This is a genomic window from Pirellula sp. SH-Sr6A, from assembly GCF_001610875.1.
GTDB lineage: Bacteria > Planctomycetota > Planctomycetia > Pirellulales > Pirellulaceae > JBKCUI01.
In genome coordinates, this window is record NZ_CP011272.1 from 3,366,804 (window position 1) to 3,385,349 (window position 18,546).

Annotated in this window: 13 protein-coding genes; 7 read left to right on the forward strand and 6 right to left on the reverse strand. The window is 55.2% G+C overall.

The genetic code is table 11. The features are described from left to right. Window positions 1-40 precede the first annotated feature (40 nt). Complete coding sequence (locus tag VN12_RS13005; protein WP_240491134.1) at window positions 41-1,603, forward strand: hypothetical protein; 1,563 nt, start codon at window positions 41-43, stop codon at window positions 1,601-1,603. A gap of 242 nt (window positions 1,604-1,845) precedes the next feature. After that, window positions 1,846-2,289 (forward strand): HPP family protein, encoded by a 444-nt coding sequence (locus VN12_RS13010; RefSeq protein WP_146677244.1) that lies wholly within the window; start codon window positions 1,846-1,848, stop codon window positions 2,287-2,289. Window positions 2,290-2,314: 25 nt separating this feature from the next. On the opposite strand, the gene pgi is transcribed toward VN12_RS13010, so the two are convergent. Both pgi and VN12_RS13020 read right to left on the reverse strand, forming a co-directional pair. Further along, a complete protein-coding gene (gene pgi, locus VN12_RS13015) occupies window positions 2,315-3,952 on the reverse strand; it encodes a glucose-6-phosphate isomerase (protein ID WP_146677245.1) in 1,638 nt (545 codons plus the stop codon). Between the two features lie 84 nt (window positions 3,953-4,036). After that, window positions 4,037-5,428: a metal-dependent hydrolase family protein gene (locus VN12_RS13020; protein ID WP_146677246.1), complete on the reverse strand. Its 1,392-nt coding sequence runs from the start codon at window positions 5,426-5,428 to the stop codon at window positions 4,037-4,039. 138 nt (window positions 5,429-5,566) lie between these two features. Between VN12_RS13020 and VN12_RS13025 the strand changes: the two genes are divergently transcribed. Then, window positions 5,567-6,952, forward strand: a complete 1,386-nt coding sequence (locus VN12_RS13025; RefSeq protein ID WP_146677247.1) for an MBL fold metallo-hydrolase RNA specificity domain-containing protein — start codon at window positions 5,567-5,569, stop codon at window positions 6,950-6,952. Here the strand turns inward: VN12_RS13025 and VN12_RS13030 are convergent. The 3 genes from VN12_RS13030 to VN12_RS13040 form a co-directional block, all read right to left on the reverse strand. Next, window positions 6,949-7,530, reverse strand: coding sequence for an MgtC/SapB family protein (locus VN12_RS13030; RefSeq protein WP_205855029.1), 582 nt, complete (start codon window positions 7,528-7,530; stop codon window positions 6,949-6,951). The two genes, VN12_RS13025 and VN12_RS13030, sit on opposite strands and share 4 nt — an antisense overlap. 22 nt (window positions 7,531-7,552) lie before the next feature. After that, a complete protein-coding gene (locus VN12_RS13035; RefSeq protein WP_146679912.1) occupies window positions 7,553-9,835 on the reverse strand; it encodes a glycoside hydrolase family 2 protein in 2,283 nt (760 codons plus the stop codon). Between the two features lie 65 nt (window positions 9,836-9,900). After that, entirely contained in the window at window positions 9,901-11,160 is a 1,260-nt protein-coding gene (locus VN12_RS13040) for a XylR family transcriptional regulator (protein WP_205855030.1), read from the reverse strand. Window positions 11,161-11,571: 411 nt separating this feature from the next. On the opposite strand from VN12_RS13040, the gene VN12_RS13045 reads away from it, so the two are divergent. From VN12_RS13045 to VN12_RS13055, 3 genes are all read left to right on the forward strand, one after another. Further along, window positions 11,572-11,856: a hypothetical protein gene (locus tag VN12_RS13045; RefSeq protein WP_146677248.1), complete on the forward strand. Its 285-nt coding sequence runs from the start codon at window positions 11,572-11,574 to the stop codon at window positions 11,854-11,856. A 350-nt stretch (window positions 11,857-12,206) separates the two neighbouring features. Then, window positions 12,207-13,511 (forward strand): ATP-dependent Clp protease ATP-binding subunit ClpX, encoded by a 1,305-nt coding sequence (gene clpX, locus VN12_RS13050; RefSeq protein ID WP_146677249.1) that lies wholly within the window; start codon window positions 12,207-12,209, stop codon window positions 13,509-13,511. Between the two features lie 234 nt (window positions 13,512-13,745). Further along, window positions 13,746-16,319 carry a hypothetical protein gene (locus VN12_RS13055; protein ID WP_146677250.1) on the forward strand — a complete coding sequence of 858 codons (2,574 nt, stop codon included), beginning with the start codon at window positions 13,746-13,748 and terminating at the stop codon, window positions 16,317-16,319. On the opposite strand, the gene VN12_RS13060 is transcribed toward VN12_RS13055, so the two are convergent. Continuing rightward, window positions 16,300-17,763, reverse strand: a complete 1,464-nt coding sequence (locus VN12_RS13060; protein ID WP_146677251.1) for a DUF4185 domain-containing protein — start codon at window positions 17,761-17,763, stop codon at window positions 16,300-16,302. The two genes, VN12_RS13055 and VN12_RS13060, sit on opposite strands and share 20 nt — an antisense overlap. Between VN12_RS13060 and VN12_RS13065 the strand changes: the two genes are divergently transcribed. After that, complete coding sequence (locus tag VN12_RS13065) at window positions 17,749-18,015, forward strand: hypothetical protein (RefSeq protein WP_146677252.1); 267 nt, start codon at window positions 17,749-17,751, stop codon at window positions 18,013-18,015. The two genes, VN12_RS13060 and VN12_RS13065, sit on opposite strands and share 15 nt — an antisense overlap. Window positions 18,016-18,546: the final 531 nt, after the last annotated feature.

An 18,546-nucleotide genomic window follows, 5' to 3' on the forward strand; every position in this document is an offset into this window, starting at 1 on the left:
TCGCACACTTCCGCTTTTCCGTTTTCGACGGAGTCGGAAAGTGTCAGCTCAAATTCTTACTCTGGAGGTTCTGGAAATGGGGTCACAAACGAGACGAAACTTCTTGTCGGTATCGGCAGCCACGACTGCCGCCGGTTCGTTGGGTTTCTCAGGATCTTGGCTGCCGAGCGTTCGTGCTTCGGAAATGCAAGTGCCGAGCGGGATGGTGCAGTTCCGACCAGAGATCGAGCCTTTGGTCCGATTGCTGGAAGACACTCCGCGAGAGAAGATCGTCGAAACGGTGATGACGAGAATAAGGGATGGAGTCAGTTACCAGGAATGGCTGGCCGCGCTGTTCTTGGCCGGGATTCGAAATGTGCAACCTAGACCAGCGGTCGGGTTCAAATTCCACTCGGTTTTGGTGGTGCATGCGGCCCATCAAGCCTCCATGGCAGCGGTCGACCAACAGAGATGGCTACCCTTGCTCTGGTCGATCGACTACTTCAAGAGTGCGCAGGCCACGGACGTTTCCGAAGGGAACTGGACCATGGCTGCGGTCGACGAGGCCCGGGTGCCCGAGGCCCATCAAGCCTACGCGAAGCTCGACGAAGCCATGGCACAGTGGGACGTAGAGAAGGCGGATGCCGCCGCAGCGGCCGCATCACGAGTTTTGTCCACGAGCACCTTGCTCGACCTCCTGGCCAAGCATGCGGCTCGCGATTTCCGAAGCATCGGTCATAAAAGCATCTACGTCGCAGGAGCATTTCGAACTCTCGCCGTGATCGGCTGGGAGCACTCGGAACCGGTGATTCGTTCGCTGGCATACGCGATATTGAATCACACTGGGGAGGCCAACCCGTCCACCACCGATGCGGAAGTCGATCGCGCCGGTCGCTTCAACTGGGAGCTTGTTCCCTCCATCACCAAACAGTGGAGTTTCGGAAAGCGAGATCCGCAGGCTAGCGTGCGAGTGTTAGAGGGGCTTCGAACCCTCACCCCCACCGGGGCATCGCTGATGGTCAAAGAGATGCTAAACGCAGGGGTGCACCCAAGCTCCATTTATGATGGTATCTTCTTGGCTTCCTCGGAATTGGTAACCCGTCAGCCTGCCATTGTTCCCTTGCATGCCATCACGACTAGCAATGCGATGCACTATCTGTATCAGCATGTCCAAGACGATTCGCTACGATGCTGGTTGCTCCTTCAAAATGCGTCTTTTTTAGCTCACTTCCGGGAGGCCGCCAATGCGCGAGGCGATCTTCAGGATGGCCGCATCGAGGCGTTTCGCGATGCCCTCGCAGGGCAGGACACGCCCCCTGGAATCGATTCCGTCTTTCAGACGATTCGAGAGGATCGCAAAGCAGCGGCGGAGAAGACGCTGCAGTTTCTCACGAACGGAGGATCCGCGACGGAATTGGTCCGCAAGTCGAGGGAGTTCGTATTTCTAAAAGGAACCGATTCCCACGATTACAAATTCAGTTCCGCATGCCTCGAGGATTATCAATCCATTGCACCGCAGTGGCGAGATCTGTATCTGGCGGGTTGCACATACCTATTGCATGGCGACCGAGAAAAAACGACCCCCTTGGCGCGGCGCGTCATGGAACTCTCGTCCTCGTCATAAGGGGAACCGCCTCGAGGTGTTATACCTGTGTTGCGGTTGTACGCAGGTTGACGGAATGAACGGGACGACTTAGTCTGGAGAGTGCACTCTACCTCTCCTGGAGTTCATGGATCATTCTTAGAATTAGACGCTACCGTTCCGCTATTCTGCGCATCAGACGAGAGCGTCGTCGTTTGGTGGTGTCAGCAAAGCGGAGTCGACGAAAAGGGAAGGCATTCCAGCCTCGATTTTCCCGTGACCAAATGGCCCTTTCCTGGGCAGGCAGCTTTGTAGGTATCGCCATGTTGGCATACCTCTCGTATTACAGCCGATACCCTCTGATCGCTGCGCCCATGGGGGCAACGTCGGTGTTGGTTTTTGGCGTTCCCAAGAGCCCTCTCGCGCAGCCCCGGAACGTGGTAGGTGGCAATATTATCGGTGCCGCCATCGCCGTCCTTGTTGTGGCCTTGTTTGGGACCGATCCCTGGGTCATGGCCATCGCCGTTTCGACCACGATCGTGACGATGAAGATCACACGGACGGTCCACCCCCCCGCTGGCGCGGTCGCGTTGGTGGGGGTGATGGCCGATGTCTCGTGGGACTTCTTGATCGCGCCGGTAGCAATCGGATCGATCTTGATCGTCCTCTGGACGTTTGTCTTCAACAATCTAACGCCAGAGCGAGCTTACCCGACGCATTGGCTCTAATGGCCAGTGGCTCGACCGATCCCGGTCAGCTTCGTGCATCTCGATATCGCCGGATGAGTGCGTTGGTAGAGCTATCGTGCTGCAGGGGTGCTTCGGAAGACGCTGTCAGTTCTGGAACAATCCGTTGCGCCAAAGCTTTACCGAGTTCTACCCCCCATTGGTCAAAACAATTGATATTCCAGATGACTCCTTGCGTGTACACAGCGTGTTCGTACAGCGCGACCAATTTACCCAAGATATCGGGGGTAAGTTTTTGAGCGAGAATGGTATTGGATGGCCGGTTTCCTTCGAACACACGGTGCGGCACCAACTCCTGCGGCGTTCCTTCGGCGATGACTTGCTCCGTCGTCTTGCCAAATGCCAGCGCTTCGGATTGGGCTAACACATTCGCAAAGAGCTTATCGTGGTGATCACCGATCGGGTGGAGCGATTCCAGGAATGCGATGAAATCACAAGGGATCAATCGAGTTCCTTGGTGGATCAACTGGTAGAAAGAGTGTTGCCCGTTCGTTCCAGGTTCGCCCCAATAGATTGGCCCCGTCGAATGGCTAACCCGTTGGCCATCGAGCGTCACTTGTTTGCCGTTGCTCTCCATCGTTAATTGCTGCAAGTACGCGGGAAAGCGTTTGAGATACTGATCATACGGAAGGATGGCCAACGTATGGGCGCCGAGGAAGTTGCAATTCCATACCGAGATCAATCCAAGCATCGCTGGCAAATTGCGATCAAACGGCGTCGTGCGAAAGTGTTCATCCATCGCATGGAATCCACCCAGCATCTCCAAGAACGCTTCGGGGCCAATTGCGAGCATCGTCGACAGCCCGATGGCGGAGTCCATCGAATAGCGGCCTCCAACCCAGTCCCAAAACCCGAACATGTTGGCGGTATCGATTCCGAACTGCGAGACCTTTTCCGCGTTGGTGGAAACCGCGACAAAGTGCTTGGCGACCGCCTCGCTATCTCCCCCCAATCCGCTCAAAAGCCACTCGCGAGCGCTCAAGGCATTGGTCATGGTCTCCTGGGTTGTAAAGGTTTTGGACGACACGATCACCAACGTCTCGGAGGGATCCAGGTCGCGCGTGGCTTCTACGAAATCGGTGCCGTCGATATTGGATACAAACCTAAACACCAACGATCGATCGCTGTAATGCTTCAAGGCTTCGTACGCCATGACGGGTCCCAGATCCGAGCCTCCGATTCCGATGTTGACAATATTGCGAATCCGGTTGCCCGTGTACCCTTTCCATTCCCCCCGGCGCACCCGATTGCAAAACGCAGTCATCTTGTCGAGCACTGCATGAACCTGCGGAACTACGTCCACGCCATCCACGACAATAGAAGCGGTGCGAGGCGCGCGAAGCGCGATGTGAAGCACCGACCGATTTTCGGTAGTATTGATACGGTCTCCGCGAAACATCGCCTCGATCCGCGCTCGCAAATGGCAACTTTCGGCAAGCTGCACAAGGAGCGCGACCGTTTCGCGATACATCCGGTTCTTCGAGTAATCCAGGGTAAGTCCGATCGCATCGATCACCATCTCTTCGCCCCGGAGAGGCTCTTCCGCAAAGAGCTCTCGAAGGTGGACATGGCAAAGTTTGTGGTGATGTTCGGTGAGAGCGGTCCAAGCCGGGTTCTGGGGGTGACTGGACGGATGCGAATTCATAACCAACTTTCTATGGGTTGCGTGGAGAGTAACAGTTTTAGTGGGTCCGGGTGTTGGAGCGAACGGTTTGTTTTACACCGTGCTTTAATCGACTGGGAACGAATTCACGGTGTTGGGAGTCACCGTGTTGGCAGTTACCGTGTTCTTGAAGATTTTCCCATCCTTCATGATGACGATGAAGGCCTTGGAAGGATTGGCGATCAATTCGATTTCTTCGAGTGGGTTTCCACGGACGAGAATCAGATCGGCCAAGGCGTCGGATTCGATCACGCCGAGTTTGCCCTCGTAGGGGGCACGCTTCCCGGAGAGAGCCAGCAATGCCGCATTCCCCGAAGTCGCCATTTTCAGGACTTCCACTGGAGTGTACCAGCGAGTCATTTTCGCAAGCTGTGCCCCTTGTAGCTTCGCGCCTTCTGCGCTAAAGAGGTTGTCGGTCCCCCAAGCGGTTTGGATCTTGTATTTTTTAGCAAGTTTGTACGCGAGGTCGGTTCCTTGGTACATCTCCAATTGCTTCAATCGATTGGGAGAGCCCTCGGCAAAGGGACTTGGGCGATCATCGAGAAACGGCTGCAAACTCCACCAGACTTTTTTATCTGCCATGAGCTTGCCGGTATCGTCATCGAGCAGTTGGCCGTGATCGATGCATCGCACGCCAGCCTCAATGGCTTGCCGAACCGCTTTCGGGGTGTAAGCATGAACCGTCACATAGGTCCCCCAATTTTCCGCGGCCTCGACGGCAGCTCGCAACTCTTCAACCGTGTATTGGGTGACATCGATAGGATCGTAGGGTGAGGAGACGCCTCCCCCTGCCATCAATTTGATTTGGGACGCACCGAGCCCGAGCAACTCGCGCGCTCGCTTTCGAACCGTCGCTGCGTCATCCGCAATGGCGGAACCACCCATTCGTTCCGAGACGCTAAGACTGTTTGCAGGAGCAGGAAACTCATTGGGCATTCGAAAGTCTCCGTGCCCTCCTGATTGAGAGATAAACGCTCCGCTGGGCCAAATCCTCGGGCCAACGACCAAGCCGGAGTCGATCCCCTTTTTAAGACCAAAAACGGGCCCCCCGAGATCGCGGACCGATGTGAATCCTCGCATCAGCGTATCGCTCGCGGCGCGCGTGGACACGACGTGGAGGAATCCCGCATCACTCATCAAAGCGGCTTGCTGGGGAACCAGGGAAAAAAGCAAATGGGTGTGGGCATCGATGAGTCCCGGCATCAACGTACAGCCCGAACCATCGATGAGAACCGTATCCCCGCGGCGGTCCGTGGGTATCGGTGAAGACGAAATCCGCTCGATCCGATTTCCCCGAACGAGAACGAACGAAGGTGGTGACAACTCGTCGTGAATGCCATCAAAGATTTGAACGTTCTGAAACAACGTGACTTGAGCACGAACCTGCATCGGTGCGGTCGCAACGGCTAGTAAGAGCGAACCAACCCAAAAGAAGAGGCGTCGCGATACATTGCTCATAAACCTTGTCTCCGTGCCATTTTGAATCCCTAAACGATGCCTGGATGGATCGTTGGAATGATAAAAGGATCAGTATAGCAGGTCGCGGTACGTATTCTGGGGCTGTGTATTCAGGGTGGATCCCCTACGATATCGAGCATGGACCGAAGCTCTTTGAACCCTCAGCCCTCCGCCACCCTTCAATTTTTGGGCGCCACCGATTCGGTGACCGGCTCCATGCATCTGCTCGATACCGGCTCGTATCGCCTCTTGTTGGATTGCGGCAATGAATCGAGCGAAGACGAACGGGGACGCAAGAAACCGTTTCGCTGGCAATTTGAACCTGGATCGATCGACGCTGTTTGCATCACCCATGCGCACCAAGATCATTGTGGAGGGCTTCCTCTGCTGGTCCGCGATGGTTTTCGCGGTCCGATTCTTTGCTCTCACGCCACGTACGACCTGCTGGAAGTCATCCTCAGTGACCGAGCCCACTACTTTGAACGGAGCGCGCTGCGACGCACTTCGTTTCGCTCTCGCGGCTGGCAAGAAGACGAATCGACGTCCTTCACCTACACGGATGTCGAAAATACGCTGCGTCTTTGCACGCCCCTCCCGCTCGGCGAACCATTCCGGCTATGCCCTACCGTATCGGTGCAATTGATCGATTCCGGCCACGTCCTCGGCAGCGTCAGTTTTCAAGTGGAATTTCGTTCAGGAGAACGATGGAAGCGAGTCTTCTTCACCGGAGACCTGGGGCGGTCGGATCTGCCGTTGGTCGGGAATCTTTCCCCACTTCCCACCGCGGACGCGATCATTTGTGAAAGCACCTATGGGGGCAAACAACATGAGTCCTACCCCTCTACCATCGACAAACTTTCGTCGATCATCCGGCAAACGGTCGCTCGAGGAGGAAAAGTCCTCATCCCTGCCTTTAGCTTGGGGCGCATCCATTTGGTGATGCACACCTTGCAAAGCGCCAAACAAGATGGGCGGATACCGAACTGCCCGATCTACATCGACAGCCCTTTGGCCAAGAGGCTGGATGACGTTTACCACGAACATCTCGGCGACGAAGCCTTGCGAAGTCTCGCTGGAAACTGGATTAACGATAGCGACGAGGCTTGGTACCGTTCCACCCAGCCCGGCTCGTCCATCATCATCGCATCCGGTGGTATGTGCGATAGCGGAAGAATCCTGGACCACCTGCGGTATCATATCGACGACCCCCGCAGCAGCTTGGTCATGGTGAGCTACCAAGCTCCCGCGTCGTTCGGCGCGAAGCTTCTTTCACCCACCCCTATCGTCCGATTCAAGGGACGGGTTTGGAACAAATGGATCGACATCCATCAAGTCAGTGGATTCTCGGCCCATGCAGACCAAAACGATCTTCTTCGCGTACTTTCTTCCACCGCGACCGAAACGAAGAATCTGTTTCTTATCCACGGCGAATCCGAACAAAAAGTTGCGCTAAAGCAACGCTGTCAGGAAATCGGCTTTCGGAATGTCTTCATTCCCGCGCACGGTCAGGCGTTTCCGATTTAATTCGATTGCGATTCGTCGTACGACGAAGAGGAATGATTCGACTTGCGCTGCTTCTCTTGCGCCACAAACGGAATATGGGGAATGAGCGAGAGAATGATCATGGCGAACACGGTACTGATAATGGCAGTCAGTTCCCGACCCAGCCCGGCGGAAACACCGATCGCGGCGGTCAGCCAGATGCCCGCTGCGGTGGTCAGACCTCGCACATCCTCTCCGGAGTTCTTGACAATGGTCCCTGCTCCGAGAAATCCAACCCCTGCAATAATGCCTTGCAAAACTCGGCTGAGCTCCGCATCTTCCAGTCCATCGAATTGCGGCACCATGACGAACATGGCAGACCCCATCGCGACGAGCATATGCGTTCGGATCCCAGCCGATTTTCCATGCTGTTCCCGTTCAAAACCCAGAATCCCGCCAAGAACGGCGGCCACCGTGAGACGGACCGCCACGCGAACGAACTCCAGGAGATCCAAATCGGAAAACTCCTGGACTAGCAAATCATAAAGCTCGGTTCCCATACTTGGTTCGATTCCGTTCCTGGGCTTGAGAGGGACATCGTTTCGAAGCGATTGTACCATCGCCTAGATCGGGTGGCCGACTCTATTTCTCCACAAGGTCTTTGTGGAGAGGAGCAAGATCCTTTGCGGGAATCTTGATCACCTTGCGATCATAAGTGATCAAACCATTCACTTCACCCTCGACATCGGTGGTTTGCGTGTAAACGCCTGCCGCGATGCCTTGTTTCTTCATGTCTTGAAGCTTCTTGAGGGATTTGTTGTACCGATCGCGATACTCCGCTTCGGTTTTGGGTAATGTGCCATAACCCCAGTTGTTGGCGTCGTTATCCCAAAGGTGCCCCATCACGGGGAACCCGTGTCCACCGAACTCGCCGACAACTTTGATGAACCCATCCCATCGTTTGTCACCGAAGGGGAATGCAGGATCTGGATAGCTGTGTTCATCGACGATATCTCCCGCCGGCCAGAAGTTTCCGCCGCTAGCAATGTTGTTCAGTCGAGAAGGATCTCGCTCCGATACCCATTTCCCCACTTCCATGGTGCGGTGTTGTCCCCAAGCTTCATTGAAAGGAACCCATGCGACGATCGACGGATGGCTTTCCAAATGGTCGATCATCCGCTCCAGCTCTAGCATGTATTGCTGATGGGCTTCATCCGGCCAAGTCGCGTCGACAGGGTTTGGTGCCAGGCGGGTCCAAGGTGGATTGACGGCTCCGCTGACTTGATCCTGCCAAACCATCATCCCCAGCCGATCGCAATGGTAGTAATAGAGTCGCGGCTCCACCTTGATGTGTTTGCGAATCATATTGAAGCCAGCCTCCTTGAGGTACTCGATATCGAAGAGCATCCCCTTTTCCGATGGAGGTGTAAGAAGACCATCTGGCCACCAGCCTTGATCGAGCGGCCCCCAATGGAACAAGAATTCCCCGTTGAGTGTCATGCGAATATGACCATCCGCATCGACCTTCTTGCCGACGGTTCGGATCCCTGCATAGGACTTAACACTGTCGATCGCTTTCCCCTTGGCATCGATCAATTGCACATCCAATTCGTACAAGTGCGGTGACGTAGGGCTCCAAAGTTTGGCACTTGGAACGGTGACTGTGACTTCGTTTCCTCCGACCGCTTTTTCAGCCACCACTTGGTCACCGTCGCGAACCGTGACCTTCATCGAAGCATCCTTCGACTTTCCAATTTTATCGGCGCGAAGAGTGATCGATCCTGCCCGCGCGTCGGTGGAGATGGTCAAGTCTTCGATGTATGTCTCAGCAACTTGCTCCATCCAAACGGTTTGCCAGATGCCGGAGACCTGCGTGTACCAGATACCGTGTGGATCTGGGCGCTGCTTCCCTTGCAGTTGAAATCCCATCGTGTCGTCCTCCACGCGAAGAACCAGTTCGTTGGAGCCTTTCTTTACCACGTCCGTGATATCGAACGAGAAGGGGGTACTCCCTCCGATGTGAGTGCCCACCGACTTGCCATTCACAAACGCTTCGCAGCGGTAGTCCACCGCTTCGAAATGAAGAAGAGTTCGTTCATTTTCTACGGGAGACGCATCGAATGAGCGTTGATACCAAAGGGCTTCGTTGTCGAGCAGGAGACGACCGACTTTCCCAAGCTTGGACTCCAAACAGAAGGGAACCAGGATTTGCCCCTTCCAGTCCGTTGGCTTTTTGAGTTCTTCGGCGGACGTAATCCCATAGTTCCACATGCCGTTGAGATTGGTCCATCGATCCCGTTTGAGTTGGGGGCGTGGGTATTCTCGCCAAGCATTCTCCGGGGTGACCTCGGTCCCCCACGTGGTGACCAGATCGGATTGAAACGGCGTTTCAGGGATCTTGGGAGCAGGCAGCTTCGGAACGGCATCCGCATCGATCACATGCACATCAATGAATTGGCCTCCGCCGGTTTGTTTGCAGTGAACGGCGAGGAGGTTTTTCCCTTTCTTCACCAAGGAATGCTGGGAGGGATCGATGGGTACGACGATGTATTCCGTCGTGTAACCCCGTTTGGTAAGAATCTTGGAACCATTCAAATAGACTTCGACATCTTCGTCGTGGTGCAAGTAGAGAGCTGGTTTGGCAGGAACGGTGTCCAGCTGAAAATTTTTTCGCATCCAGATGTTGGGCGAGTTCCACGGAGTACCGATTCGAGCACCTGGCGTACCGCGAGTCCCAAAGCCGCCGAAACCTCGACGCCATTTGGCATCATCAAAGTCGGTCGCCATCCAAGTCGGTGCTGGTTTGCGCAACAAGTAATGCCAACGATCTTCGATCGGGTTTTCTGCCGAACATTTGGGGATGGCGGCAGCGAGGCAAACCCAACTCAGGGAAAGAATCCCGAGCAGGTTGGAGAGACGTTTCATCATCGTTTCGTTTTCCTTGCGAGGCGTGAGGGTCGAAAGTGGAAAGGGAGGTTTCAAGGCGGGGATTATCCCCGTTTCGCTTGAATGCGAAATTCACCTGGAGTCAAGTTCTCGTGCCGTTTGAATACGACATACATATATTCGGGGTGCTCGAATCCGCAGAGGGGTGCAATGCGTTCTGCAGAAAGCTCGGTGGTAGCAAGCAGTTCTTTGACTCTCTTAATCTGCACATTGCGAATTTCCTCCTGCGGCGTGCGTCCGAGATGCTTTCGAATTTTTCGTTCCAGCGAACTTCGGGATATCCCGGTTTGCCGAACAACATCTTGCACCGAGATTCCACGGCTCGCATATTGCCGAATATACTGCAACGCGGACACGATGGCGGGGTCATCGATGGCGACGACATCTGTCGATTGTCGGACGGCGATTCCGAGAGGTGGGATGGTGGTCTCGACTGGATCGCTCGCGTTTCCGGACATCAGAGCGGAGAGAACTTCTGCGGCTCGAAAACCGACTCCTTCGGCGTTGACAACAACACTCGAGAGAGCGGGTTCGCACACGCTGCAGAGAAGGTCGTCATTGTCGACGCCCAAAACAGCCACATGCTCGGGAACAGCGATCTGTTCACGGATACAGGCAGAGAGAATGGTTTGGCCGCAAGCATCGTTGCAGGCGAGGACGCCGCAGGGTCGTTCCAAGGTACGAAGCCACGCAGCCAGATCGTTCTGTTCTTCATCCCAGGTCCGGGTCGACGTGTCCATCCAGGCGACATGATGCGCCGTCGAATCAAAACCTTGCTCGCGAAGCCGCTCGCGAAACCCGATCAACCGCCGCTCCGACCAAGCTTCATTGCGGTAGCCGCAGAACGCGAAGTTCCGAAAACCGCGTTCGAGCAAGTGCTCCGCGGCGAGCCGCCCCACTTGCAAGTCGTCCGTTCGAACCAACGGCAGACCGGAGTTCGCGTATCGATCGGTTAATTCAACGGTCGGTACCTTGGTGCGCCGCACAATCTCAAGCAAACGAGGTGTGGTCACGCGAGAAACAATCCCGTCACCTTGCCAATTCTCTAACCAAGCTGGAGGTTCGGCGGTTAAATCGCGCTGCTCCAAAAAGACCGACCATTCGTCGTGCATCCGCATGAAACGCACAATCCCCGCCAGCAACCCGCGTCCATACGCGCTCGACGTCTCGATCAGCAAAACGACCTGTCGTCTGGATGGGGAGCTGCATTGGTGCACAGGGAATCGACCGGTTGGAACAGCGAGATGACAAGGAAACAACAAGTTTTCCACGCTAGCGTAGGCCGCTCTAAGGCCGGTTGCCATGAGATGAAGCGTACAGTTCCTAAACTATTTTGCCAAACTCTACGCGAAGTCGGCCTTGGAATTATCAAAGGCCTTTTAAATGCCATTAAAACCAAACCAAGGACAATGAAGTGGGCAGAAGGGTGGAGAGTCGTAAAAAGAGGATTTGTGCTTCGGCCGGTGCTTCAGGTGGGTTGAATGAGTCATTTTGTCAGGGCATTGGGCATTTAAAATGGAGGCGTTCTGAGACTTTTCGCAATCGGCAAACCCGATGCCTTGTTTTCGAGGAAAATAGAGTTGTTGCCGCTGGTCCTCGCGACGTGGACATGCGTACTATTGGGGCGACTCAGGGGAGAGGGAGCTCCTGGTTGAACAGAGTATGCTCGTCGATCTTGGCGGCGGAAATTCTTTCCTACTTGTTTCTTCACTGTGATGAACACGACGAGCTCTGCACCGATCCAAATAGGGTTGTGGGATTTGGTATCCCACCCTGCCTTGCAGGCCATACTGGGTGTTCTGATTTTGATGGCCGTGTCCTTTGTTGCGTTTCAGTCGTTGGCAAAGTTGCGCGGATCCACCAAAAGCGAGGGCGAACTGGCCGACTTGCTCCAAAAGAATTTCGAAGAAATGCGGAGTGAGGGTGACATCAGCGAAGCAGAATTCCGAAAGATTAGTGCGTCTCTCACGGTGGTTGCGTCCTCACGCAACGATCGATGAGAGATCTAACCCGACGATGTCCGTGGAGACCGCTCCAACCTCGGAGCCCCTCAGGGGGCGCGAGAAAAACGATTCTCTCGGCAACTTCGCGTGTTAGACTTACAGAGACAGAACAATCGATCAGCCTGGGAGGCTGAGACCGGTCCGCAAAGCGACGAAAGCTTTGCGGAATGTTCGGTCCCAATGATGAATTCGGCTCGAATGGTGGACACGGATGCCCTTGTCGTATAACCGACGCAAATCCAATTGCGAAGACTTTGCGATGGCTCGAGCTTCAATATATCCAGTGTCCCAATTCATTTCTTGAGCAGCCCGTCAATGCGGCTTGAGAGAACAGCAAGGAGTCGATAATGCCCCAAGGTAAGGATGTCGTTCCCGGTCGTCGTAGCGTGGGTGGTAGCGGCAGTGGCAACACCACTCGTCGCAATGCCTTCTGCTCGTTTTGTCGCAAGAGCTATCGCGACGTCGGACCGTTGGTCGAGGGGCCAGGCGACGTGTACATTTGCGGCGAATGCATCGAGCTTTGCCAATCGATCTTGGATCAAGAGCAAAAGCGGAAGCCGCAGAAAAAGCTCTTCAATGAAATTCCCAGCCCTCGCGATATCGTGACCCACCTCGATGAATATGTCATCGGTCAAACAGGTACGAAACGAGCGCTCGCGGTCGCCGTCCACAATCACTACAAACGTTTGAGCGCGACCTGGGAAGGCGGAAACGATGTCGAGATCGAGAAATCGAATATCTTGCTCGTTGGCCCAACCGGCAGCGGAAAGACCTTGCTCGCTCGAAGCTTGGCCAAAATGCTGAACGTCCCGTTCGCCATCGGGGATGCGACGACCCTCACCGAAGCGGGCTACGTCGGAGAAGACGTCGAGAATCTGCTCCTGAAGTTGTTGCACGCTGCCGATTTCGATATCGAAGCGGCCCAGCGAGGCATTCTCTACATCGACGAGATCGATAAGATCGGAAAGACAAGCCAGAACGTCTCCATTACCCGCGACGTCTCCGGTGAAGGAGTCCAGCAAGCTCTCTTGAAGATGCTCGAAGGAACGGTCGCGAACGTTCCGCCACAAGGCGGACGGAAGCACCCTGAACAACAATACATCCAGATCGACACGACCAATATCCTCTTCATCTGCGGCGGAACGTTTGTCGGTGTGGACGAAATCATCCGCAAACGACTGGGCAAGAAGTCGTTCGGCTTCGGCCCCGGCTCCACCGTAAAGGAAGAGGCAGACGTCGCGACCTTGCTCGGCCAAGTTCACTCGGACGATATTCTAGAATTCGGAATGATCCCCGAATTGATCGGACGTCTCCCTGTCGTCACCGCCCTCGCGCCGCTGGATGTTCCCGGTTTGATCAAAGTTCTTACCGAACCGAAAAACGCGCTGGTGAAGCAGTATCAAGCCCTCTTTGGTATGGAAGATTGCGAACTCCATTTCACCGAAGCGGCCCTCAAGTCGATTGCACAGAAAGCGCAAGTCAAGAATGTGGGTGCTCGGGGCCTACGAGGGATTGTCGAGGAAATCATGCTGGACGTGATGTTCGAATTGCCCGATCAAGAGCCAGGAACCACTTACACCATCGACGTCGATTCAACCGATGGAAAAGTCCGACACTGCAAAAGCATCCCCCAACGCAAAGAGAGCGCCTGAGCGACTCCCCGCAACGTCAGCGAGGGATAGCTCTGCCTAACTCTCCATGACGGAAGCTCTCCAAACCAAGGTCGAGGAAATCCCTCGACCTTTTTTCATTGATACATTCGTTAACCAGTCGCGCTATTCTCCTACTCGCGCGCCCGATTTTTCCAGCATGCCACGTTTCAAGGGCTACATTCCCACAGGGAATATGGTATCCCGCTAGAACGGTTTCTTGAGGGTCATGCACGGATGGTTGCCAACGCCACATCACCAACCCAACCAACACTGCGAGCGCTCGCTCGCGGCTTGGTCGCATGGTGCCCGTTCATCCTGGCTCTGCTCTCGGGTGCAACGGGTTGTCAAACTATTTCTCTTCCTGCGATCGATCCTAGCGGCAATCGACTCTTCGATCCCAATCGGCCGTTGACCTTTGTCTCGCCCCATGATCCGAACAACGGATACCCCAGCACCGCGCCTGCCTTTCAAACTCCTCCAACACCGCCTCGATGTGTGCAAACCGGGGAAAAGAAGCTGTGCAAAGGGTGTCTCTCAGGCAAAGGCTGCGTCTTTGGAAAGAAGCAAGAAGCCGAAGAGATGCGAGGGCGATGCGGCGACTTGTTGATTACACCGAATCGACTGGTCGCCCCGGTCGGGGGCGAAGTGGTTTTGCTGGCCGGTATCTGCGGAACCGATGATCATCTGGTCACCAATGAGCCAATCGAATGGATGCTCGCACCTGACAGCGTGGGGCAAATTGTCGAAGTGGGGGACGATGCAAAAGGCCAACGCCAGTCGTTTTGGAAGCCCGCGTCCAGTCCGAAGGTGGAGAAATTGGGTATCGACTTCGCACGCGGTCGCACCAGCAACGCTCCCGGTATCATCACCAAAGGGACTGCCGATCGCTCGGACGATCTACCAATTCGCAAAGGCCAAACTTGGGTCAGCCTCACCAGTCCCTCGGAAGGCGTGTCAAAGGTCACCGTCCTGGCGCCAGAAAGCGACGTATGGAACAAGCGTCGTCAAACCGCAACGATCTATTGGATCGATGTCAGCTGGGATTTCCCATTACCGCAAGTCATCACCAACGACGCCCCCGCTCGCCTAGCGACCAAAGTAACCCGCAGCGAGGGATTCGTCGCGGCCAAAGATTGGATTGTGCGATACCGGTCTCTCAATCCCGAGTTTGCGCAGTTTGTGTTGACCAGCACCGACCCAACACGTCCCGGGGAGCAACTCAAGGATTCCGTCGATGCGATCGTCGATCAAAATGGAATTGCGTACGTCTACCTGAAACGATTGGAGAATGCGGCTAGCGGCGTCAGCCTCCCGAAGAACGGCTCGGCATTGGTCGAAGTCGAAGTCGTTCGCCCACAACAACCTGGCGAAAATATGCCGGAACTCTCGTTGGCTCGCGGGACAACCTCGGTGACATGGAACGCGCCGGAACTGGTGCTCGACGCTCTCGGCCCCGACATAGGAAGCCCCGGTCAGTCACTCCAATACTTCGTGAAGGTTTCCAACATCGGTGGATTGCCCGCAGAAAACGTCGTCCTTACCGCAACCATCCCCAATGGCATGACGATCGATGGGACCTCCTATCCACCCCATCGCAAAGCGGCTCAATCGCTGATTTGGGAAATCGGCCCCCTCGATGCACGTCGAGTCTTTGAAGTCTCGATCCAAGCGACGCCGACGACCGATATGGATGCCCGCGTGGTATTCGATCTACTGGCTGCACCAAGTGTCAAACAGCAGAAGACCGTTCCAACCTTGATCCAAAAAGCAGCGGTCTCGTTGCAATTCGCGCCGAAAGCCAATATGGCACAAGCCCCCGTGAACGGCGACGTCGTATTCGACTGCGTCCTCACCAATAACGGCAATCAAGCTCTCCAAAGCGTACGGATCCAAATCGATAGCCGTCCTGGTCTAGTGCATAAGGAAAGCGGGGACGTTCGTGTCATCCGCGACTTCCCAATCCTTCGCCCGGGCGAACGCCAATTCCTGGAGCCTGTATTCTTCGTCCAACAACCCGGCGACTACCCCGTCACTGCCAGCCTCTACGCCATGGGCCAACTGCTCGCCTCGCAGACCACCACGGTACGAGGCTTTGCCAGCTCCGCACCGGGGGGCTTGGCCAATCCCAATACCATTCCCGGAAATTCACCCCCGTCAACAGGACCGGGTAGCGTCCTGCCAGGTGGTCTCAATAACGGCGCTTTACCGAGCGCTCCTCTGCCCAACGGGGGCTTGCCCAGCGGCGCGTTGCCTGGTGGTGGTTTGCCCAGCGGGGCTCTGCCTGGTGGTGGGTTGCCTGGAGGCGGGCTACCGAGCGGCGAATTGCCTAGCAGTCCCACACCTGGTAGCTCAGCTCCTGGCATGGGACTACCCACGGCCCCCGGTGGGTTAGGATTGCCAGGCTCTAGCGCCCGACCCGCTATCGGCTCTGGTGTTGCATCGGATGAGCGCTTGAATGTTTCTGTGCAACCCCTTGTTCAACTCATCAAGCAGGGAGATACGGTTGCGTATGAGTTGCGAGTGGAGAATCGTCTACAGCAACCCGATCAAAAGGTGGCGATTTCGCTCCAGATACCCAAGGAGTGTAAGCTGCAGTCGGTCCGTGCGCTGGGCTTGGACTACCGCGTCGTGGAGGGGACTGGGGTCGTCGAGTTGACTCCCATTCAGTTCTTCCGACCGCGCGATGCGTTCACCATCGTGTTTCAATTGAAGCATGAAGTGCGAGGATCGCAGCAGATCACGGTGAGCGCACAAAGTCGCAATCAACCCGAACCTGTCTCTTCGTCGATCAACGTTTCGGTTCAATAGTGGATAGCTGAGGATCGTCGATTCGGACGCGATACAAGATTTGATTGTAGTCGTAGCGCGGCGTCCTCTCCGGCTTGTTCGCAAACTCAGCCGTATAGGTGCCTTCCAAGTAGACCCAAGGCTGATCATCTCGAAGCCATTCGCTGTGGATGATCGGATTGTAGAACGTGTAATTGCTATGCGTGACGATAGGGACTGCTGGAGTCCACTCTCCGAACGGCGAGTCTGCCGTGCTCATCCAGATTTCTCCTAGCGGCGACGCTTTGCCGAACAGCTGGGTGAATACCATCACCCACTTTTTCGCATAGCCGCTCCAAGCGATATCGCCTCGATGGATCTGAATCGTGCTTCCGTCGCGGGAGCGAATCGCATCAAGCTTGGGATGAACCTGCCACTTCACTGGGTCGAACCAATCTTCGTACGTATCACGGATCTGGATTCGAGGTGTCGGATTAGAGAAGAGAATCCAATCCTGTCCAGAGGCGTCGCGGTATCGAACGGCATGCCCGTCCGGTACAGCGACTTGTTCGGGATCGGTGGTCTCGCTCGCGCCTCGCTTCCAAAGTGTTTTGACGGCGCGAAAGACACGATCGACTTCATTCCACTCACAAAGTCCGAACTCCTCGATGTCCATCGGTGCTCGAATCTTCGCGTAGCTGGCGACCAAATGTTCTATCCCGTTGCGGTCTTTCAAACCGATTAGGCCGCCTAGCCAAACCGGGCCTGGATGTTCGATATCCGCAATCGGTCGCAATGTGTTCGTTGGATCTCGAAAGAACTCGAGTTGGGGTTGAAGCGGCATCTTTTCCAAGTCGAACGGATGCAACTCCGATTCGGCTCCCAGCATTCGAAAGATACCAAGGGGATATCGGAACAAGTTGGTATCCCCCCAGAACCAAAACAGCTTTCCTTTCCAAATGGTTGTTTGGACCGAGTCGCAACCCACGACGCCGCTCTCGTTCCAGTCGGTGTATTCCCCGATTTTCTGACTCTCGGCGAGAAGTCCGCTGCCGGTCAGTCGGCCGATCCGCTCGGCGGCCAAGGCACGCTTCAATCGAACGGGGTGGGTCGTCCCGCGGGTGGGCGTCAACCGAACTCCTTGGAAACCGAAGCCATCGCGGGGGACATCGTAACCGTGCCCCACTACCGAAAACCAGATCTCTCGATCGAACAGTTCCGGAGCGTCGATAACTGCTTTTCCTGCATTGTCCGTGATCCACTTCATCCCTGACGTAGTCCGAAACTCGATCAGTGGAACAGGGCGTCCATTTTCTTCGTCGATCGCTTCGATCACAAATGCGTCATGGGGCGATGCGAATGCAATGTTCGTAGCGAGAACGAGCGTGGAAACGAGAGACAGAAAACGTGATATAACAAAACAGGAAGGCCGCATGTCGAAGATTTTGTTTCGAAACAAGGAGAGCATGAGATGACCGAAAGCCATCAGTCTACCTTCGAAAAGCTCCTCACGGAGCTTGCTCATCAGCGCGATGAATTGCGATTGAAGATCCATTTGGGAAATATGGAGGCCAAAGAGCAACTAGGGAAGCTTGAAGAAAGGCTCTTCGAGTTGAGGCAGCGCTATGCGCCGACCAAGGAAGCGATCGACGAAACGGCCGAGGAGGTTTGGGAATCGCTCAAGTCGGTTGGAGGCGAAATCTTGGAAGGGTTCCACCGCATCCGAAAGTCCTTGTAGTGCGAATGCGTTGTTGAGATACCTCAAGGCGATCCTAAACGGTCGAGGACGACCGTTCGACATCCCCCGTCAAGCAGTCGTCCTCGACTGCTTCAGCACGCTAAACCACCGCCCCAACAACAAGAAAACCAAAAACCCTTCGAGCTTAGCGACTTTCAGATACCTCAAGGCGATCCTGAACGGTCGAGGACGACCGTTCGACGGGAGCCTCAACAGTTCTGGATCGCCTAGCCCCACATCAAGGAATTCTGTGAAGCGCTATATTGCCAATCAGGAAGAACATCACAAAACGAAGTCGAGTCTTGATGAGTTTGTCGAGATGCTGGAAGCATCAGGCATTCCATACGATCGCAAGTATCTCGACTAGGTGCGCGATGAGGCGTGGGGCTGGCATCCCGTCGGGATGCATTGACTATGAAATCCACCGGGGGTGTCGCTCGCGCTCAACCCCCGGCTAATCGCTTAAGTCCTTTCAGGACAAAAGAGAGGAATGGTCGAAGATTGTCGATCTGTTGTCCTCAACAGATCAGC